This is a genomic window from Vogesella mureinivorans, assembly GCF_007644035.1.
Taxonomy (GTDB): Bacteria; Pseudomonadota; Gammaproteobacteria; order Burkholderiales; family Chromobacteriaceae; genus Vogesella; species Vogesella mureinivorans.
On sequence record NZ_VMTV02001001.1, the window covers coordinates 17,379 to 36,051 of the forward strand.

The 18,673-nt window shown below is 63.4% G+C and carries 18 protein-coding genes; 12 read left to right on the forward strand and 6 right to left on the reverse strand.

Annotation, left to right across the window (positions count from 1 at the left end; all coding sequences use genetic code 11):
• Window positions 1–155 precede the first annotated feature (155 nt).
• The 4 genes from FLQ44_RS21975 to FLQ44_RS21990 are packed head-to-tail and all read left to right on the forward strand — an operon-like array spanning window position 156 to window position 3,037.
• Complete coding sequence (locus FLQ44_RS21975) at window positions 156–1,469, forward strand: Na+/H+ antiporter family protein (RefSeq protein ID WP_147696067.1); 1,314 nt, start codon at window positions 156–158, stop codon at window positions 1,467–1,469.
• Between the two features lie 55 nt (window positions 1,470–1,524).
• Window positions 1,525–1,728 (forward strand): SlyX family protein, encoded by a 204-nt coding sequence (locus FLQ44_RS21980; RefSeq protein ID WP_017510314.1) that lies wholly within the window; start codon window positions 1,525–1,527, stop codon window positions 1,726–1,728.
• A 29-nt stretch (window positions 1,729–1,757) separates the two neighbouring features.
• Window positions 1,758–2,300 carry a hypothetical protein gene (locus FLQ44_RS21985; RefSeq protein WP_147696068.1) on the forward strand — a complete coding sequence of 181 codons (543 nt, stop codon included), beginning with the start codon at window positions 1,758–1,760 and terminating at the stop codon, window positions 2,298–2,300.
• Window positions 2,297–3,037 carry a substrate-binding periplasmic protein gene (locus FLQ44_RS21990; protein WP_147696069.1) on the forward strand — a complete coding sequence of 247 codons (741 nt, stop codon included), beginning with the start codon at window positions 2,297–2,299 and terminating at the stop codon, window positions 3,035–3,037. Before FLQ44_RS21985 ends, FLQ44_RS21990 begins: the two co-directional genes overlap by 4 nt.
• A 5-nt stretch (window positions 3,038–3,042) precedes the next feature.
• Here the strand turns inward: FLQ44_RS21990 and FLQ44_RS21995 are convergent, their stop codons facing one another.
• On the reverse strand, window positions 3,043–3,372 hold the full coding sequence (locus FLQ44_RS21995) for a hypothetical protein (RefSeq protein WP_147696070.1): 330 nt from the start codon (window positions 3,370–3,372) through the stop codon (window positions 3,043–3,045).
• A gap of 75 nt (window positions 3,373–3,447) precedes the next feature.
• Window positions 3,448–4,359: a DMT family transporter gene (locus FLQ44_RS22000; RefSeq protein ID WP_147696071.1), complete on the reverse strand. Its 912-nt coding sequence runs from the start codon at window positions 4,357–4,359 to the stop codon at window positions 3,448–3,450.
• Between the two features lie 47 nt (window positions 4,360–4,406).
• Between FLQ44_RS22000 and dapC the strand changes: the two genes are divergently transcribed.
• From dapC to FLQ44_RS22040, 8 genes are all read left to right on the forward strand, one after another.
• On the forward strand, window positions 4,407–5,597 hold the full coding sequence (gene dapC, locus FLQ44_RS22005; protein ID WP_147696072.1) for a succinyldiaminopimelate transaminase: 1,191 nt from the start codon (window positions 4,407–4,409) through the stop codon (window positions 5,595–5,597).
• 50 nt (window positions 5,598–5,647) lie between these two features.
• Window positions 5,648–6,469 (forward strand): 2,3,4,5-tetrahydropyridine-2,6-dicarboxylate N-succinyltransferase, encoded by an 822-nt coding sequence (gene dapD, locus FLQ44_RS22010; protein ID WP_147696138.1) that lies wholly within the window; start codon window positions 5,648–5,650, stop codon window positions 6,467–6,469.
• Window positions 6,470–6,656: 187 nt separating this feature from the next.
• Complete coding sequence (locus tag FLQ44_RS22015) at window positions 6,657–7,472, forward strand: ABC transporter ATP-binding protein (RefSeq protein WP_147696073.1); 816 nt, start codon at window positions 6,657–6,659, stop codon at window positions 7,470–7,472.
• On the forward strand, window positions 7,469–8,251 hold the full coding sequence (gene mlaE, locus FLQ44_RS22020; RefSeq protein ID WP_147696074.1) for a lipid asymmetry maintenance ABC transporter permease subunit MlaE: 783 nt from the start codon (window positions 7,469–7,471) through the stop codon (window positions 8,249–8,251). Before FLQ44_RS22015 ends, mlaE begins: the two co-directional genes overlap by 4 nt.
• Window positions 8,252–8,261: 10 nt before the next feature.
• On the forward strand, window positions 8,262–8,747 hold the full coding sequence (gene mlaD / locus FLQ44_RS22025; RefSeq protein ID WP_147696075.1) for an outer membrane lipid asymmetry maintenance protein MlaD: 486 nt from the start codon (window positions 8,262–8,264) through the stop codon (window positions 8,745–8,747).
• A 30-nt stretch (window positions 8,748–8,777) separates the two neighbouring features.
• Window positions 8,778–9,389, forward strand: a complete 612-nt coding sequence (locus tag FLQ44_RS22030) for an MlaC/ttg2D family ABC transporter substrate-binding protein (protein WP_147696076.1) — start codon at window positions 8,778–8,780, stop codon at window positions 9,387–9,389.
• Window positions 9,386–9,688 carry an STAS domain-containing protein gene (locus FLQ44_RS22035; protein WP_147696077.1) on the forward strand — a complete coding sequence of 101 codons (303 nt, stop codon included), beginning with the start codon at window positions 9,386–9,388 and terminating at the stop codon, window positions 9,686–9,688. Before FLQ44_RS22030 ends, FLQ44_RS22035 begins: the two co-directional genes overlap by 4 nt.
• The gene (locus tag FLQ44_RS22040; RefSeq protein ID WP_147696078.1) at window positions 9,685–10,491 is read left to right on the forward strand and encodes an MlaA family lipoprotein; all 807 of its coding nucleotides are present in this window, start codon (window positions 9,685–9,687) and stop codon (window positions 10,489–10,491) included. The genes FLQ44_RS22035 and FLQ44_RS22040 overlap by 4 nt, the downstream gene beginning before the upstream one ends.
• A 92-nt stretch (window positions 10,492–10,583) precedes the next feature.
• Here the strand turns inward: FLQ44_RS22040 and FLQ44_RS22045 are convergent, their stop codons facing one another.
• The 4 genes from FLQ44_RS22045 to FLQ44_RS22060 form a co-directional block, all read right to left on the reverse strand.
• A complete protein-coding gene (locus tag FLQ44_RS22045; protein ID WP_170253065.1) occupies window positions 10,584–12,335 on the reverse strand; it encodes an ABC transporter ATP-binding protein in 1,752 nt (583 codons plus the stop codon).
• On the reverse strand, window positions 12,325–14,067 hold the full coding sequence (locus FLQ44_RS22050; RefSeq protein ID WP_147696079.1) for an ABC transporter ATP-binding protein: 1,743 nt from the start codon (window positions 14,065–14,067) through the stop codon (window positions 12,325–12,327). Before FLQ44_RS22050 ends, FLQ44_RS22045 begins: the two co-directional genes overlap by 11 nt.
• 91 nt (window positions 14,068–14,158) lie before the next feature.
• Window positions 14,159–15,541, reverse strand: coding sequence for an efflux transporter outer membrane subunit (locus FLQ44_RS22055; RefSeq protein WP_147696080.1), 1,383 nt, complete (start codon window positions 15,539–15,541; stop codon window positions 14,159–14,161).
• Window positions 15,531–18,659: an efflux RND transporter permease subunit gene (locus FLQ44_RS22060; RefSeq protein ID WP_147696081.1), complete on the reverse strand. Its 3,129-nt coding sequence runs from the start codon at window positions 18,657–18,659 to the stop codon at window positions 15,531–15,533. Before FLQ44_RS22060 ends, FLQ44_RS22055 begins: the two co-directional genes overlap by 11 nt.
• Window positions 18,660–18,673 lie beyond the last annotated feature (14 nt).

Genomic DNA, 18,673 nt, shown 5'->3' on the forward strand with positions numbered 1-18,673 from the left:
GCCAGCCACCCCAACGGTGGCGGTTTTATCACCCCGGTAAGCCCAGGCTACCGGGGTTTTGCTTTATGGCGCGGGCAGCGCGCTGGACAGCCAGCCTGCGACGGGGTAGTCTGCCGCCCTTTTTTCCTTATAAAACAATAAGTTTGTATATACAAATGTTTGCCATCCCTGTCGCTATTACCCTGATGCTGGCCCTGTCGCTGGCGCGTACCCATGTTGTCATCAGCCTGATCGTCGCCGCCCTGGTGGGCGGCCTGCTCGGCGGGCTGGACCTGCCGCAAACGTTGGCCGCATTTAACAAAGGCATTACCGGCGGCGCCTCGGTGGCGCTGTCTTACGCCCTGCTGGGCGCCTTTGCCGTGGCCATTGCCAAATCCGGCCTGCCACACGCCCTGGCCGACGCCGCCGTGCGCCAGCTGCAAAACAACAGCAGCCAGCAACGGCTGAAGTGGCTGATGATCGCCCTGCTGGCCGTGGTGAGCGTGATGAGCCAGAACCTGGTGCCCATCCACATTGCCTTTATCCCCTTGCTGGTGCCACCGCTGCTGTACGTGATGGCGCGCCTGCAGCTGGACCGCCGCCTGGTGGCCTGCGTGATTACCTTTGGCCTTACCACGCCGTATATGCTGTTTCCGGTGGGCTTTGGCGAAATTTTTCTGAAGCAGATTCTGCTGGGCAATATCGAAAAAGCCGGCATGCACGTGGCGGATGTGAACGTGATGCACGCCATGGCCATCCCCGCCGTGGGCATGCTGGCCGGCCTGCTGCTGGCGGTGTTTGTCAGCTACCGTAAGCCACGCCAGTACAGCCTGGGCAAGATCGAACACGCCGAGCGTACCCACGCCAAGGTTGGCCGCAAGTCGCTGCTGACCTCGCTGTTTGCCATTGCCGCCGCGTTTGGCGTGCAGCTGTATAGCGACTCGATGATGCTGGGCGCGCTGGCCGGCTTTCTGCTGTTCATCGCCAGCGGCGTGGTGAAGTGGGGCGACGCCGACAGCGTGTTTAGCGACGGCATGAAAATGATGGCCATGATCGGTTTCATCATGATCACCGCCCAGGGCTTTGCCGAAGTGCTGCAAGCCACCGGCCAGATTGGCGAGCTGGTGAAGGTATCGGCCGATCTGTTTGGCCATAGCCGTGGTGCAGCGGCGTTTGCCATGCTGTTTGTCGGCCTGCTGGTGACCATGGGCATTGGCTCGTCGTTTTCCACCGTGCCTATCCTCACCGCCATCTATGTGCCGCTGTGCCTGCAGCTGGGCTTTTCGCCCATGGCCACTGTGTCGATTATCGGCACCGCCGGGGCGCTGGGCGATGCCGGCTCGCCGGCGTCCGATTCCACACTGGGGCCAACATCGGGCCTGAACGTGGACGGCCAGCACGACCACATGCGCGATACCGTGATCCCTACCTTTCTGCATTACAACCTGCCGCTGTTGGCCGCAGGCTGGGTAGCGGCCATGGTGCTGTAAGCGATAAACGGTGGGGCTGCGCTACAATGCGGGTCAAACATTGACGGAACACGCCATGGAATCGCGCCTCACCGAGCTGGAAATCAAGGTCGCCCTGCAGGACGACCTGCTGGACACGCTCAACCTCACTATCGCCCGCCAGCAGCAGCAGATCGACCTGCTGCAAGAGCAGCTGCGCCACCTGTACCGCATGCAGCAGGCCGGCAACCAGCCAGAAGAGCAGCGCTCGCTGCGCGACGAGATTCCGCCGCATTACTAAGCCGGCCCCCTCCCCCTGAAGGATTCAGCATGAGCACCCCCTTGCAACTGGCCCAGACGCTGGCACCGCTACTGGCCGGCCACTGCTGGGCCATCGGTGGCAGCACCCTGCTGCAACACCTGGACCTGGTGGAACAGCCACGCGACCTGGACATCGTGACCACCGCAGCCGACTTTGCCGCCGTGCACGCCGTCCTGGCGGCGCGTGGCCAGGACATCACGCCGCCACCGCATCCGCAATACACCACCCGCCACTTTGCCCGCTTCGATATGGGCAATGGCCTGAGCGTAGACCTGATCGCCGATATGGCCATCAAGCTGGAAAAAGGCAGCTACCGTTGGCCGTTTGACGCCAGTGCCCGCTTCGAGGCAGACGGCCTGCCGTGGTGCTGCCCGGAAGACTGGGCGCTGCTGTACCGGCTGATGGGGCGCGAGGAGCAAACCGAAGCGCTGGACGAATGGCTGAACGAATACGGCGTACAACACCCGCAGCGGCTTGCGGCCAACCTGTTTGCCCAGTACCCCGCCAGCGCCATGCAGCCAGCCCCTGACTGGTGGCCGTGGGACGAATGAGACCTCGCCTCGCCACGCTACTGCTCAGCCTTGCCCTGTTAGGTGGCCATGCCTACGCCGGCCGCGTGGTACACCTGGCCAGCACCGACTACCCGCCCTACTTTTCGCCGCAGCTGCCGGGCGACGGCGTGGTGGCGGCCATTACCCGTGCCGCGCTGGCCAAGCATGGCCATACGTTGAAACTGCACTACCGGCCATGGGCCAGGCTGATGGCCGAGGTGCAGGCGGGGCAGTTTGATGGCGTGATGGCGGTGTGGTACGAACCGGCGCGCGCCGAATACCTGCATTACAGCCAGCCACTGGTCAACACGGTGATGGGTTTTTACGGGCGCGTGGACAAACCGCTGCCAACCCAGCCGCTGTCCGGGCTGCGCACCCGTGTTATCGGCACCGTGCGCGGCTACAAGAACCCGGATGCATTCGACAGCGCGGGCCTGAAGCAAGAGTTGGCCGCAGACGACCTGACCAACCTGCGCAAGCTGGCCGCCGGGCGGCTGGATCTGGTCCTGATAGACAAAGTGCTGGCGCAGCACCTGCTGGCCAGCCTTAGCTCGCAAGAACGCCAGCGCATCCGCTGGCAAAACCCGCCGCTGGCGGTGATGCCGCTGCACGTTGGCCTGCGCCAGCAGCTGGCCGATGGCGAACAACTACTGGCCGACTTCAACGATGGCCTGCAAACCCTGCGCAAAAATGGCCAGCTGGCAGCACTGATACGCCAGTACAAGCTGGCGCAGTAGTACGCCTAGCTGCGGCGCTTGCGGTCGCGCGACACCACGGCTTCGATATTCTTGCGGCCAATCAGCAGGCCGGCGCGCACCGGCTGCGGCGCGGTAGCGGCCAGTAAAGCCTGCGCGGCAGGGTTGGCCGCAAACACGCCGTCGCTTACCCGCAATAAACCCGCCGCCTGCATGGTGTGCAGCTGGCCCTGCACCGCCTCGCCGTCTTGCTGGCATGCCTCGCTCAACTGGCCTGCCGTCTGGCCGCGGCCACCGGCGGCCAGTAGCTGCCACAGTTGCTGCGCCAGCGCGGGCGCCAGGGCCGCGCGCAAGCTTGTCAGATCCGGTGTTGTCATAGTGTTTGCCTGAGAAAAAGTGGCCGGATTATGGCAGCAACAGCACGCCATGCAAGCCCTGCCCCACAGCGCGCGCTAGGCACTGGCCACCGCTGGCTGCACCCGCGGCTTGGCCACGATGCGGCCAGACAGCAGGCTGGCACTGGCAATCAGCGCGCCGCCAATATACTCCTGCAGCTGCATGTGTTCGCCAGCCAGCAGCCAGGCTGATACGGCAGCAAACACCAGCTCCATCAGCATCAGCGTCATGATTTGCGTGGCCGGCAGAATGCTCAGCCCGTGCATGGAGATAATGCTGGTAGACAGCAGCGTCACCCCCAGTACCAGGATCATCAGCAAGATGGGGATATCGATCAGCGCCAGCTCGGCGCCCAGTTGGCCGCGCCATAGCAGCGAGGCCAAGCCGAAGCCGGCCACGCCGAGCCACACCGACGCCGACTTCACCGGTACCGGCAGGCTGCTGGCACGCTTGGACAGCACATTACCCAGCGCAAAGGTTATGCCGCCAGACAGCGCCAGCCAGTCGGCACGGCTTTGCAGCAGGCCACCTTGCAGCATATCGGGGCGGTACAGGATGGTGATACAGCCCAGCAGCGACAGCGCCACCACCGCCCAGCCCACCTTGCTTAAGCGCTCGCGCAACAGCAGGCGCGAAAACAGCACCGTCCACAAAGGCGACAGGTAGAACAGCAGCAGCACGCGCATCACCTGGCCTTCCGACACCGCCCAGGTATAGCTGAAATTGCACCAGCCATAGAGCAAAGTCAGCGGAATCAGCACACGGTCAAAGCGAAACTGCCGCCGGAATACCTCGCGGAACACGAATACACCCAGGCAGGCCGACACCACATACACCGTCAGCGAGGTGGCAGCGGTAGAAAACCCCGCCTCGTGCAAGGTGCGAAACGGGTACCACATCAGGCCCCACACCAGCGCCGTGGTCAGTGCACAGCTCACGGCCAACAGCTTTTGTTTTACAAAATCCATATTGTTTTCTTACTATTGTCCTTTTGTTGCATTGCAAGGAAGCGGCGTTGAACCCCCACCTCGATCTGTTGCAGCCCTACCCGTTCCAGCGCTTGCGCGGCCTGTTGGCCGGCGTCACGCCCCCTGCGGAGCTGGCGCACATCAACCTGTCCATCGGCGAGCCCAAACACCCTACGCCCGACGTGGTAAAAAATGCGCTGATCGCCAACCTGGACGGCCTGGCCGCCTACCCGGCCACCCTGGGCAGCGATGCCCTGCGCCAGGCGTGCAGCAGCTGGCTGCAGCGCCGCTACGGCATAGCCGTTGACCCGGCCCGCGAGATTCTGCCGGTATGCGGCAGCCGCGAGGCGCTGTTTTCGTTTGTGCAGGCGGTGATCGACCCGCGCGGCAACGACAAGCCGGTGCTGATCTCGCCCAACCCCTTCTACCAGATCTACGAAGGTGCTGCGCTACTGGCCGGCGCCGAACCCTACTACGTGAACTGCCTGGCGGCCAACCATTACCAGCCAGACTGGGCGGCGGTGCCGGAAGCCATCTGGCAGCGCACGCAGGTGGTAGTAGTGTGCAGCCCCGGCAACCCCACCGGGGCGGTGATGTCGCTGGATGACTGGAACACACTGTTCACGCTGTCCGACCGCTACGGCTTTATCATTGCCAGCGACGAATGCTACAGCGAGATCTATTTCGATACACCACCGCTGGGCGGGCTGCAGGCGGCACAGCTGCTGGGCCGCAGCTACGAGCGCCTGGTGATGTTTACCAGCCTGTCCAAGCGCAGCAATGCCCCCGGCCTGCGTTCCGGCTTTGTGGCGGGCGACGCACGCATCCTGGAAAAATTCCTGCTGTACCGCACCTACCATGGCAGCGCCATGAGCCAGACCATCCAGCAGGCCAGTATTGCCGCCTGGCAGGACGAAGAGCATGTCGCGGCCAACCGCGCAGCGTATACTGCCAAGTTCGACGCTGTCACCGCGCCTTTGGCACAGGTATTGAACGTAAGCCGCCCGGACGCCGGCTTCTACCTGTGGGCCGAAGTACCCGGTGGCGACGATGCCGCCTTTGCCCGCGCGCTGTTTGCCGAAGAACATATTACCGTGCTGCCCGGCAGCTACCTGGCCCGCGATGCCCACGGCGTGAACCCTGGCGCCGGCCGTATCCGCCTGGCGCTGGTGGCCCCGCTGGCCGAGTGCGAAGCCGCCGTGCCGCGCCTAATCCGCTTTGTGAAAAGCCGTACATAATAGACATCGAGATCATGACCACCATCCACATTGCCCAAGGACTGAACCATATGCACCCGATCCAGCCCATTATCGAACTGGCTTTTGAAAACCGCGCCGAGATCACCCCGGCCACCGTATCGCCCGAGCTGAAAGCTGCGGTAGAGCAGGTTATCGAAGAGCTGGACAACGGCCACCTGCGCGTTGCCGAAAAAATCGACGGCGACTGGGTGGTACACCAGTGGGTAAAGAAAGCCGTACTGCTGTCGTTCCGCATCCGCGACAACGTCCTGCTGGACGATGGCGTCAGCCGCTATTTCGACAAGGTCGACACCAAGTTTGCCGACTGGAACCAGGAACGCTTCCAGCAAGCCGGCTTCCGCGCCGTACCGGGTGCCGTGGCGCGCAAAGGTAGCTTCGTGGCCAAGAACACCGTGCTGATGCCGTCCTACGTGAACATTGGCGCCTATGTAGACGAAGGCACCATGGTAGACACCTGGGCCACCGTAGGCAGCTGCGCCCAGATCGGCAAGAACGTGCACCTGTCCGGCGGCGTCGGCATTGGTGGCGTACTGGAGCCGCTGCAAGCCAACCCGACCATCATCGAAGACAACTGCTTTATCGGCGCGCGCTCCGAAGTGGTAGAAGGCGTGATCGTGGGCGAAGGCTCGGTGATCTCGATGGGCGTGTACATTGGCCAGTCCACCAAGATTTACGACCGCGAAACCGGCGAAGTCAGCTACGGCCGCATACCGCCGGGCTCGGTCGTGGTATCGGGCAACCTGCCATCGAAAGACGGCAGCCACAGCCTGTACTGCGCGGTGATCGTGAAAAAGGTAGACGCACAAACCCGCAGCAAGACCAGCATCAACGAGCTGCTGCGCGGGGTATAAAGCCTGACGGTAGTACTTTGTTTCTGTTGTGGTTTTCGATATAAATAATCACGTGCGGTAACAATTTCTACACAAAATAAGTGCGCTGGCATTTTGCGCAGTGCACACAAGGCAGATAAAATGCACACAGGGGGTCGGGCAAGCCGGCTCCCTGTTTCTTCTTGATTTCACAGGACAATCCCTGACCGTGTCTTCCGACAGTTTCATAGAGCTCAAGAATGTCAGTTTTGCGTACGGCGACCGGCCGATACTGCAGGACATTTCGCTCACCATCCCCCGCGGCAAGCTGGTGGCCATCATGGGCGGCAGCGGCAGTGGCAAAACCACGCTGTTACGCTTGATATCCGGCCAGGTGCTGGCGCAAAAAGGCCAGGTACTGGTAGACGGCAAGGACGTTGGCCGCATGAGCAGCCGCGACCTGTACCAGCACCGCCGCCGCATGGGCATGCTGTTCCAGTTTGGCGCGCTGTTTACCGACCTGTCGGTATTCGACAACGTGGCCTTCCCCATCCGCGAGCATACCCGCCTGCCGGAAAGCATGATCCGCGACCTGGTACTGATGAAGCTGAACGCAGTAGGCCTGCGGGGTACCGAAGCGCTGATGCCGGCCGAGCTGTCCGGCGGCATGGCACGCCGTATTGCCCTGGCACGCGCCATTGCGCTAGACCCGCAGATCATGCTGTACGACGAGCCGTTTACCGGCCTGGACCCGATCTCGCTGGGTACCATTGCCCTGCTGATCAAAAAACTGAACGACGCACTGGGCACCTCGGCGGTGATGGTGACGCACGACGTACACAAATCGCTGGAAATCGTGGACCACGTGTACTTTGTCGCTGGCGGCAAGATTGCTGCCGAAGGCACCCCGGACGAAGTACGCCACTCGTCGTCCCCCTGGGTACAGCAGTTTGTACAAGGCGAGGCCGACGGCCCGGTGCACTTTGCCTACCCGGCCGGCAATAGCCTGGCCGAGGCTTTCGGCATCAAGGGGGAAACCGCATGAACGCCCTGCTCAACCCTATCCGCCGCCTGGGGGCGCTCAGCATTAACGCCATCTGGCGCCTGGGTTTCATCAGCCGCTTTTTTGTGGCCATCTTGCTGAACTCGGGCCAGAGCCTGCTGCGCTTCCAGCTCACCATCCGCGAAGTGTATTTCGCCGGCGTGCTGTCGCTGATCATCATCATCGTGTCCGGCCTGTTTGTCGGCATGGTGCTGGGCTTGCAGGGCTACAACACCCTGGCACGCTTTGGCTCTGCCGACGCGCTGGGCGCGCTGGTCGCGCTGTCGCTGCTGCGCGAGCTGGGCCCGGTGTTGGCCGCACTGCTGTTTGCCAGCCGCTCCGGTAGCGCCATGACCGCCGAAATCGGCCTGATGAAAGCCACCGAACAGCTGGAAGCCATGAGCGTGATGGCGGTGAACCCCATCGCCCGCGTGGTGGCCCCGCGCTTCTGGGCCGGGGTCATTTCCATGCCCATCCTGGCAGCGCTGTTCAACGTCATGGGCATCTTTGGCGGCTACCTGGTAGGCGTGGAAATGATCGGCCTGGACGCAGGTACCTTCTGGTCGCAAATGCAGAACAATGTAGACCTGCACTACGACGTGATAAACGGCCTGATCAAAAGCCTGTTCTTCGGCATGGCCGTTACCCTGATAGCCGTATTCGAAGGCTACGACGCCACCCCGACAGCCGCTGGCGTGTCGTCCGCTACCACCCGCACCGTGGTCACCTCGGCACTGGTCATCCTGGCGCTGGACTTTGTCCTGACCGCCTTCATGTTCTAGGAACTACACAATGAAACGCTCTACGATTGATTTATGGGTTGGCTTGTTTGTCGCCATCGGCATTGCTGCCATGACTTTCCTGTCGCTGAAGGTGGCCAACCTGACGCCGCAAAGCGGCAGTGAAACCTACACGCTCACCGCCGACTTCGACAATATCGGTGGCCTGAAGGTGAAAGCGCCAGTGAAGTCGTCCGGTGTGGTAGTGGGCCGCGTAACCCATATCGAGCTGGATACCAAGCGCTACGTGGCCCGTGCCACGCTGACGCTGGACAAACAATACCAGTTCAGCCGCGATACCAGCGCCGAGATCCTGACCGCCGGCCTGCTGGGCGAGCAGTACATCGGCCTGGTACAAGGCGGTGACCCGGACAACCTGGCCAGTGGCGACCGCATCAGCCTGACCTCCTCCGCCATGGTGCTGGAGCAGCTGATCGGCAAGTTCATGACCAGCTTTGCCGAAAAGGGCAGCCAAGACGCCCCGGCCAAAACAGAATAAACCAGACCTCTCCAGAGAAAGACGCACATCATGAAAAAACTGTTCACCACCCTGCTGCTCATGCTTGGCCTGTCCACCCCGGCCCTGGCAGCTGGCGATAGCCCGGTAGACGTTATCAGCAACACCTCGCAAAACGCGCTGGACCTGCTGAAAAAAGAAAACGGCAAGAACACCGCCCAGGTCCGCAAGCAAGTAGAAGACATGGTGGTACCGCTGTTCGACTTTACCCGCATGACCGCCCTGGCCGTGGGTAAAGACTGGCGCGCCGCCACCCCGGCGCAGCAAAACCAGCTGGCCGAGCAGTTCCAGACCCTGCTGGTACGCACCTACTCGTCTACCATGACCCGCTTCAAGAGCGCGCAAATCGACGTGAAACCCAACGCGCAGATCAACAACAATGGCCGTGAAGCCGTGGTGAAATCCGAAGTTACCCTGCCAGGCAGCGGCGACAAGAAAAACGTGATGGTGGACTACACCCTGTACAAAGGCGCACAGGGCTGGAAGATCTTTAATGTCAGCGTAGAAGGCGCCAGCCTGGTCACCATCTACCGCAACCAGTTTGGCGAAGAAATCCGCAAAAACGGCGTGGATGGCCTGATCAAGCTGCTGAAAGACAAAAACCAGCCGGGCAAGCCGGCATGAGCATCACCCGTACCGCCCCCGGCCAGCTTGCCCTGCAAGGTGACGTGGGCATGGACAGCGCTGCCGCCATCCAGGCCGAGCTAGCCCCCGCCTTGCAAGGCGGGGACATCAGCCTGGACCTGGCAGGGCTGGGCAAGGTGGACTCCGCCGCCATTGCCCTGCTGCTGAATGCCCTGCGCCAGCAGCAGGCAAAGGGCGGCAAGCTGCACCTGCGTAACGTACCCGACAGCATTCGTGTGCTGGCCCAGCTGTACGAGCTGGCACCGCTGCTGGGCCTGACCCGGACCGATACACCATGAAACAGCCGCTGATCCTGGTGGCCTGCTGCGCACTCACCGCCTGCGCCAGCAGCAGTGGCCACCCGCAAGACCCGCTGGAACCCATGAACCGCGTGGTATTCAGCTTTAACGACAAAGCCGACCAGTACGTACTGAAGCCCGTAGCCGAGGGCTACCGCACTATCACGCCGCAGCCGGTACGCACCGCCGTGGGCAATGTGTTCGACAACCTGCGCGATGTCTACAGCCTGGCCAACCATGCCCTGCAGCTGGAAGGCAAAAAAACGGCCACCGACGTGCTGCGCGTGTCGATCAACAGTACCTTCGGGCTATTCGGCCTGATAGACCTGGCCACCCCCATGGGCCTGCCCAGCTATAAAGCCACCCTGGGTGACACCTTCGCCCACTACGGCTGGAAGCAGAGCAGCTACCTGGTCATTCCGCTACTGGGCCCCAGCACCGTGCGCGACGGTACCGGCATGGGGCTGTCGTTTGGCTACAGCAGCGGCTCGTGGGTATTCCAGGAAAACCGCGATGCGGTCGCGGCTACCATTCTGTACGGCGTGGGTGCCCGCGAAAAACTGCTGGGTCTGGATGACACATTCAGCGAGGCTGCACTGGACCGCTACAGCTATATGCGCGACGGCTATCTGCAGTACCGTAACGCCAAGGTGGGCTTCACCCCACCGGCTAGCCAGCAAAACCCGGACGACGACAATATCGACGATCTGGTGCCGGAATACATGCCAGCCACCGAGCCTGCCGCTGCCGTACCGCAGCAGCCAGACGCCTCGGCCCCGCTGGCGGCTGCCCCCGCCCCCTGAGCACGCGCTCAGGCAAACAAACGGCTACCCTCGGGTAGCCGTTTGTTTGTCTGCTGGCGGCCCTGCGGCCAACCTTTCTCCACACCACAGGCCTAGCCCTGCGCTACCACGCTCTCCAATTGCTGCAGCAGGTACAGGCGCTGGTAGATGCCGCCCTCGATCGCCATCAGGGCGTCGTGGCTGCCCTGCTCTGCAATGGCGCCGTGGTTCAGTACCACAATCTGGTCTGCGTCGCGGATGGTAGACAGGCGGTGCGCAATGGAAATCAGCGTGACCTTGCCGTGCAAACGCGCCAGCGCCTGCTGCACCAGCTGCTCGGTTTCGCTATCGATATGCGATGTTGCCTCGTCCAGCAGCAAAATGCGCGGCTGGCCCGCCAGCGCCCGCGCAATGGCAATCAGCTGCTTTTGCCCCACCGACAGCCGGGTGCCGCCTTCGCCCATCTCCGTGTCGTAGCCCTGCTCCAGCGCCATGATCAGCTCGTGCACACCAGCCGCCTGCGCGGCAGCCTCGATCGCTACCTGGCTCAGGCCACGCCCCATGTCGATGTTGTCGCGGGCGCTGGCCGCCAGCAGGAAGGGGTCTTGCGGCACCAGCCCCACACCGGCGCGGAAAGCCAGGTCGCTCATCTCGGCTAGCGGCCGGCCATCGATGCAGATATCTCCCCCCTGCGGCGTATAAAAGCGCAGCAACAGCGACAGCAGCGTGGATTTGCCGCTGCCGGTATGGCCGACAATGCCGTAAAACGCACCGGCGGGTATGTGCAAAGACACGTCGTGCAACACCGGGTGGGCGGCATCGTAGCCAAAACGCACGCCGCGAAAGGCCACCTCGCCCGCCACAATACTGCTGCCTTCGCCGCCGGTTGCGGCCAACCCTTCGCGCAGCAAGCCATTTACCCGCGAGGCGGCGACTACCGCCTGCTGCAGCTGCGAAAACTGCATGGTGATCTGGATCAGCGGCTCCACCACGCGGGCAATGTAGCTGACAAAGGCGTACAGCACGCCCACCTCCAGCCCGCTCACGCGGTGGCTGCCAAATACCCAGATGACGGTGGCCAGCAGCAGCACATTCAGCAGGTCCAGCGCCGGGCGCAGCAGCCAGGCGTTGGCGCGCAGCTCGGCCATGCGCGCGCCGTACAGCTGCTGGTTGGTATCGGCAAACCGCCGGGCAAAGCGCTGCTCTGCGCCGCTGGCCTGCAGCACGCTCATGCCGGCAATGGATTCGGCCACCTGGGCATTGATATCGCTGCGCAGCTGGCGCGCCTGCGTGACCGACGGCGCACTCCAGCGCTGGTATAGCCACACAATCAGAAACACCGCCGGCAACAGCAGCATCACCACCAGCGCCAGCCGCCAGTTCAGCCACACCATGGCCGCCAGCGCGCCGCATACCACGATGATGCTGTCCAGCATCACAAACAGCACCTGCACGTACAGCTGCTTTACCGCCTCGGTATCGTTGGTCACGCGGCTGACCAGCTGGCCGGTGATGGCCTTGTCGAAAAACGCCATCGGCAGCGCCAGCACATGGCCGTATACCTCTTCGCGCAGGCGGCGTACCGAGCGCATGGCCACCCCGGCCAGGCGCAGCAGCTGCAGGTAGCGCAGCAAGGTCGCCACCAGGCCGCTTAGCAAAATGCCCCCCAGCAGCAGGGCCACATCCAGTGCTACCCAGTGCCGTGGCAGCAGATAGTTATCGATAAAGTACTTGCCCAGCAGCGGGCCGCACGCTTCCAGTAGCGCGGCCAACAGCAGGCAGGCAAAGCCCAGCCACACGTGGCGGCGTTCGGGGGCGGCGGCATGGCGCAGTAGCGCCATGGCTTGTTGTCGCTCAGCACTCATCCAGGCTGGCCTCCAGTTGCTGATAGCGCCACTGGCTGGCGTACCAGCCATCCAGCGCTAACAGCTGGCTATGTTGGCCGCGCTCGGTCACGCGGCCCTGTTTCAGTACCAGTATCTCGTCGGCGTCCACCACGGCAGACAGGCGGTGGCTCACAATCAGCAGCGTGCGCCCCTGCCGCGCCGCGCGCAGGTGCTGCAGGATGGCGGTTTCGGTCTGGGTGTCTACCGCCGACAGCGCGTCGTCCAGTATCAGTAGCGGCGCATCGGACAGCAGTGCACGGGCGATGGCTACCCGCTGGCGCTGGCCGCCAGACAGGCTGACGCCTTTCTCCCCTACCGGCGTGTCGTAGCCCTGTGGTAGGCGCAGGATGTCGTCGTGCACGGCGGCCAGCTGTGCCACGCGCTCGATATCGGCGCGGCTGGCGTCGGGTTTCACCAGCGCGATATTGTCGGCCACGCTGGCAGAGAATAAAAACGCCTCCTGCGGCACCCAGCTGATGGCGCTGCGCAGCGCGTTGAGCGTGTAATCGTCCAGCGCCCGCCCCTGCCACAGGATGCGGCCAAGCTGGGGGGAATACTGGCGCAGCAGCAGCTTCAGCAGGGTGGATTTGCCGCTGCCGGTAGGCCCCACCAGCGCCAGCACGCCACCAGCGGGCAGACTCAGGCTCACGCCAGCCAGCGCGGGCTGCGGCTGCTGCGGGTAGCTAAAGCTCACCTCATGCAGCTGCAGCGTGCCGGCGGGAACGCCTGCTTCGCTGCCATGGTCGTCTACGGTAAGCGGGGCAGACAAGATAGGGTCCAGCCGCGCCCAAGCCGCCTTGCCGCGCTCCAGCAGCGCCAGCACCCAGCCAGCAGCAAACATGGGCCAGATCAGCTGGCCCAGATACATGGAAAAACTGGTGAGCTGGCCAATGCTCAGGCTGCCGTGCCACACCAGATAGCCACCCAGCGAGAGCGTCAGCACGCTGGCGGCGGTCAGTGTCATGCCTACCGTGGGTTCAAACGCTGCCTCCCAGCGTTGGGCCGCCAGGCTGGCGTCGGCGGCGTTGGCCGCCAGCTGCGCCATGGTGCGGCGGTTGCGGCTTTCCAGCCCCAGCGCCCGCAGGGTGCGCACGCCGCTAAGGGTTTCCTGTACGTGGTCGTTCAGCGCCGAAAAGCGCTGTAGCGAATCGGTAGACGCCTGGTGCACATGGCGTGAAATGCGCCAGAAACCAAAGGCCATCAGCGGGAAAGGCAGCAGCGCTACCGCCGCCAGCCGCCAGTCCACGCCCAGCGTCATCATGCCCAGCACCAGTACTAGCGTCAGCGCGCCGTCAAAACCGGCCAGCATGGCCTCGCCGGCGGCCATCTCCACCGCGTCGATATCGTTGGTGGCGCGCGCCATCAGGTCGCCGGTGCGCTGGTGCTGGTAAAAGCCCGGCCCCTGCGCCGCCAGCTTGCGATACAGCGCCACGCGCAGGTCTACCCCCAGCCGGTAGCTGGCGGCAAACAGCTGCAGGCGCCAGCCCACGCGCAAAAAGTAAATGGCCAGGCCCATGCCCAATAGGGCGGCCAGCTGCCAGTGCAAGGCACTACCGGCCAACGTGCCAGCCACCAGGCCATCGATAATGCGGCCAACCTGGCGCGGAATGCTTACCGTCAGCACCGCCACGCAGGCCAGCATGGCGGCCGCCGCCAGGTAGCGCGGCCAATGCTGGCGGATAAACTGTTTCAGAAAGCCGAACAGGCTCATGCCTTCCTCCTGGGCCGGTCATGCCGGGCTAAACAGAAAAACGCCCGCCAGGCACCTACCTGACGGGCGGTAACAGCGGGCAGCGCGCGGCTTAGCCCGGCTGCCAGCCACCACCCAGCGCGCTATACAAGCTCACCACGGCACGCAGGCGCGACAGGCGCGCATCAGACTGGGATTGCTCCAGCTGGAACACGCTACGCTCGGCGTCCAGCACCTCCAGATAGCTGCTGTAGCCCGCGTCGTAGCGCAGGCGCGCCAGGCGCAGGGCACCACGCATGGCCGCCAGCTGCTGGGCCTGCGCCGCTTCGGTATCGCGCGAGGTCCCCACCGCAGACAAGGCGTCCAGTGTGTCGGCAAACGCTGCCTGCACCGCTTTTTCGTAGGCGGCTAGCGCCTGCTTCTGGCGGGCATTGGCGGCGTCTACGCCAGCGGCAATCTGGCCATTATTGAAAATGGGCGCGGCCAGGTTGGCCGCAAAGCTCCAGGTTTGTGCCGGGCCGGTAAACAGCTTGGACAGCTCCAGGCTGGCACTGCCCAGGCCAGCCGACAGGCCGATGCTGGGGAAGTAGGCCGAGCGCGCCACACCGATACGGGCGTTGGCCGCCACCAGCTGCGCTTCTGCCGCCGCGATATCCGGGCGGCGCAGCAGCAGGTCCGATGGCAGGTCGGCCGGGATGTCCCGCGGCACGGCCAGGGCGTCCAGCGCCTTGCCGCGTGCCAGCGGGGTAATCAGCTCGCGCGGGTTCACGCCGGTGAGCACCGCTAGCGCGTGCTCGGTCTGGCGTACTGCTTGCTTCAGGCGCGGCACGGCAGCGCGGGCGGAGGCGGCCTCGGCTTCGGCTTGCTTGAGCTCCAGCTCGGAGGTCATGCCGCCGTTAAAGCGCTTCTTGCGCAGTGTCAGGCTTTCTTCCCGCCCTTGCAGCGTGGCCTGTACCGATGCCAGCTGCGCGTCGTAGCTCAGCAGCTGGAAGTAGGTACTGGCTACCTGGGCGCTCAGCGACTGGCGCGCACCATCCAGCAGGCGTTCGGTTTGCGCCAGGTCGGCGTTGGCCGCTTCGCGTTTACGCGCTTCCTTACCCCACAGGTCGAATTCCCAGCTGGCCGACAGGCCGCCGCTGTAGCTTTCGCCGATGGCACCGGCGCCACTGCTGTAGCGCGAGGTCTGTGCGCGGGCACCGCCCAGGCTGGCATTCACCTGCGGCAGCTGGCTGGCACGGGCGGCACCGGCCGCCGCAGCGGCTTCTTCCACGCGGGCGGCGGTTTGCTGCAGGTCGCGGTTGTACTGCTGGGCGTCGGCAATCAGGCGGTTCAGCGTGGCGTCGCCAAACTGGCGCCACCAGTGCGCGTCTACCTGCGCCTGCTGGCTACCCTGTGGCAGCGGCAGGCTGGGGCGCTGGTAGTCGGGGCCGACTGCGGCGCAAGCCGACAGCGCGGCGGCAACCAGCAGCGGCATCAAGGCTTGCTTAAACTTCATGTTTTTCTCCTTGTTTGGCGGCCTTGCCCTGCGACAGCTGCATGATCAGCTTGAAGAACAGCGGGATGAACAGCGCCGCGATAAAGGTGGCGGCCAACATGCCGCCAATCACGCCGGTACCAATGGCGTGGCGGCTGGCCGAGCCGGCGCCACTGGAAATGGCCAGCGGTACGCAACCCAGAATAAAGGCCAGCGAGGTCATGACGATGGGGCGGAAGCGCAGCTTGGCCGCATCAATGGCGGCGTCGGCCAGGTTCATGCCCTCGTCCATCTTGATCACGGCAAACTCCACAATCAGGATGGCGTTCTTGGCCGCCAGGCCAATCAGCGTGACCAGCGCTACCTGGAAGTACACATCGTTCGCCAGGCCACGCATCCAGGTGGCCAGCAGCGCGCCAAACACGGCAAATGGCACCGCGGTAAGCACGGCAAACGGCAGGGTCCAGCGTTCGTACTGCGCCGACAGAATCAGGAACACCATCAGCAGCGCCACCACAAACACCATGGACGACGAACCGCTGGTGGATTTTTCCTGGAAGGCCGAGCCGGTCCACGCCAGGGTGTAGCCATCCGGCAGCACTTCGCGGGCCAATTGCTCCATGGCCGCCAGCGACTCGCCCGAGCTGTAGCCTGGCGCCGGGCCACCCACGAACTTGGCCGCAGGGAAGGCGTTGTAACGGTCTACCACCTCGGGGCCGGTACTCTGCTCGATTTTCACCAGGCTGGTCAGCGGGATCATCTGGCCGTTCTGGCCGCGCACGAACACATTACGCAGGTCTTCCACGCTGTCGCGGAAGCTGGCTTCGGACTGCAGCTGCACGGTAAAGATGCGGCCGAACTTGCTGAAGTCGTTCACGTAGAGCGAGCCAAAGGTACTGCTCATGGCGTCGAATACGTCACCTACCGCCACGCCCAGCGATTTGGCCTTGTCGCGGTCCAGCTGCACGTTCAGCTGTGGCACGTTGGCCGAGAAGGTAGTTTGCACCCCCGCCAGCTCGGGGCGTTTGGCCGCTGCCATCATCAGCTTCTGCGCCTGCTCTGCCAGCTCGGCGCTGGTAGCACCGTTACGGCTTTGCAGATAGGCCTCGAAACCGCCGGTGGACGACATGCCGGAAATCGGTGGCGGGTTGAACGCCAGCACCAGGCCTTCCGGCACCATCATGCCTTTCTGGAACACATCACCCACCACCGCTTGCGCCGACAGGTTGGGCGCTTTGCGCTCGTCCCATGGCTTCAGGGTGATAAAGGTCACGCCGGTGTTGCTGCGGTTGGTACCGGACAGAATGTCGAAGCCGGCAAAGCTCATCACGTCTTTTACCGCCGGGTTGGCCGCAATCTGCTTGTCGAAGCGGCTCATCACGTCCTGGGTGCGGTTGATGGCCGCGCCGTCGGGCAGAATGGTGGCGGCAATGATGTAGCCCTGGTCTTCTTCGGGCGCCAACGACGACGGAATCAGCTTGAACAGCCATACCGAGGCGCCAATCAGCACACCGAACATCACCAGCGCCAGCAGGCTGCGGCGAATCAGGAACGACACGCCATTGCCGTAGCTGACAGTGAGCTTGTCAAAGAAGCGGTTGAAGCCGTCAAAGAAGCGGTTGCTGTGCTGGTGCTCGGGTTTGAGCATCAGCGCGCACAGCGCCGGGGTCAGCGTGAGCGCCACAATGCCGGAGATGGTGACCGAGATGGCAATGGTGATCGCAAACTGCTTGTACATCTGGCCGGCAATACCGCCCAGAAACGCCACCGGAATGAACACCGAGCACAATACCAGCACGATGGCGACCACCGGGCCGCTCACTTCCTTCATGGCTTGCAGGGTGGCCTCGTACGGCGGCTTGCCCTCTTGCGACATGATGCGCTCGACGTTTTCCAGCACCACGATCGCATCATCCACCACGATACCGATGGCCAGCACCATGCCGAACAGCGTGAGCGTGTTGATGGAGTAGCCAAAGATATACATGCCGGCAAAGGTGCCCACAATGGACACCGGCACCGCCAGGCCCGGGATCAGCGTAGCGCGCCAGTTCTGCAAGAACAGGTACACCACGGCAAACACCAGCACCATGGCTTCGGCCAGCGTGTGGATCACCTCCTCGATGGACACTTCCACAAAGCGGGTGGTGTCGTACGGAATAGCGTAGGACAGGCCCTGCGGGAAGCGTGCGGCCAACTCGTCCATGCGCTCTTGCACGGCTTTGGCGGTGTCCAGCTGGTTCGCGCCCGGTGCCAGATTGATACCGATAGGGATGCTGGGGCGGCCATTGTGCTGGCCGGTGAAGTCATACGACAGCGCGCCCAGCTCTACCCGTGCCACGTCTTTCAGGCGTACCTGCTGCCCGCCACTGCCGCTGCGCACGATGATGTTCTCGAACTCGGACACCTCGCTGAAACGGCCCTTGGTAGTAATGGTGTAGGTGAAATCGGGTTTTTCACCGGTAGGCGTGCCACCGATCTTGCCCGCAGCAAACTGCGCGTTCTGCTCGCGAATGGCCCGTGCTACGTCGCCCGGGGTCAGGTTCAGCTGCGACAGGCGGTCCGGGCGCAGCCAGATACGCATGGCGTAGTCCTGGCCGGCAAAGTTGGTAACCTGCCCTACCCCCGGAATACGCTTCAGTTCATCTACCACGTTCAGCAGCGCATAGTTGCTCATGAACAGGGTGTCAAAACGCTTGTCCGGCGAGTACAGCGAGATCACCTGCAGGAAGGTGGCCGCCTGCTTGCGCACGTTCACGCCCTGGCGGCGTACTTCTTCCGGCAGCGACGACAGCGCAGACTGCACGCGGTTGTTCACGTTAATGGTGGCCTGGTCGGGGTTGGTACCGATCTTGAAGGTCACCGTGACCGTGAGGCGGCCGTTACTGGCGCTGGTGGACTGCAGATACAGCATGTCGTCCACACCGTTAATGGCCTGCTCCAGTGGCGATGCCACGGTATCGGCGACCACTTCGGCAGAGGCGCCAGGGTAGTTGGCCGTGACCGCTACCGAAGGCGGCACGATCTGCGGATATTGCTCCACCGGCAGCGCCCGCATGCCAAAGAAACCGGCCAGCAGGATGACGATGGAGATCACGCTGGCAAAAATCGGCCGGCGTACGAAAAAGGCTGAAAACATGGTGTGCTTCCCCC

Excerpts from the sequence above, each read along its gene's own strand:
- FLQ44_RS22060 (WP_147696081.1), bottom strand. The coding sequence starts at position 18,659 with ATGTTTTCAGCCTTTTTCGTACGCCGGCCGATTTTTGCCAGCGTGATC.
- FLQ44_RS21995 (WP_147696070.1), bottom strand. The coding sequence starts at position 3,372 with ATGACAACACCGGATCTGACAAGCTTGCGCGCGGCCCTGGCGCCCGCG.
- FLQ44_RS22055 (WP_147696080.1), bottom strand. The coding sequence starts at position 15,541 with ATGAAGTTTAAGCAAGCCTTGATGCCGCTGCTGGTTGCCGCCGCGCTG.
- FLQ44_RS22050 (WP_147696079.1), bottom strand. The coding sequence starts at position 14,067 with ATGAGCCTGTTCGGCTTTCTGAAACAGTTTATCCGCCAGCATTGGCCG.
- FLQ44_RS21975 (WP_147696067.1), top strand. The coding sequence starts at position 156 with ATGTTTGCCATCCCTGTCGCTATTACCCTGATGCTGGCCCTGTCGCTG.
- FLQ44_RS22040 (WP_147696078.1), top strand. The coding sequence starts at position 9,685 with ATGAAACAGCCGCTGATCCTGGTGGCCTGCTGCGCACTCACCGCCTGC.
- FLQ44_RS21990 (WP_147696069.1), top strand. The coding sequence starts at position 2,297 with ATGAGACCTCGCCTCGCCACGCTACTGCTCAGCCTTGCCCTGTTAGGT.
- FLQ44_RS21985 (WP_147696068.1), top strand. The coding sequence starts at position 1,758 with ATGAGCACCCCCTTGCAACTGGCCCAGACGCTGGCACCGCTACTGGCC.
- mlaE (WP_147696074.1), top strand. The coding sequence starts at position 7,469 with ATGAACGCCCTGCTCAACCCTATCCGCCGCCTGGGGGCGCTCAGCATT.
- FLQ44_RS21980 (WP_017510314.1), top strand. The coding sequence starts at position 1,525 with ATGGAATCGCGCCTCACCGAGCTGGAAATCAAGGTCGCCCTGCAGGAC.
- mlaD (WP_147696075.1), top strand. The coding sequence starts at position 8,262 with ATGAAACGCTCTACGATTGATTTATGGGTTGGCTTGTTTGTCGCCATC.
- FLQ44_RS22045 (WP_170253065.1), bottom strand. The coding sequence starts at position 12,335 with ATGAGTGCTGAGCGACAACAAGCCATGGCGCTACTGCGCCATGCCGCC.
- FLQ44_RS22030 (WP_147696076.1), top strand. The coding sequence starts at position 8,778 with ATGAAAAAACTGTTCACCACCCTGCTGCTCATGCTTGGCCTGTCCACC.
- dapD (WP_147696138.1), top strand. The coding sequence starts at position 5,648 with ATGCACCCGATCCAGCCCATTATCGAACTGGCTTTTGAAAACCGCGCC.
- FLQ44_RS22000 (WP_147696071.1), bottom strand. The coding sequence starts at position 4,359 with ATGGATTTTGTAAAACAAAAGCTGTTGGCCGTGAGCTGTGCACTGACC.
- FLQ44_RS22035 (WP_147696077.1), top strand. The coding sequence starts at position 9,386 with ATGAGCATCACCCGTACCGCCCCCGGCCAGCTTGCCCTGCAAGGTGAC.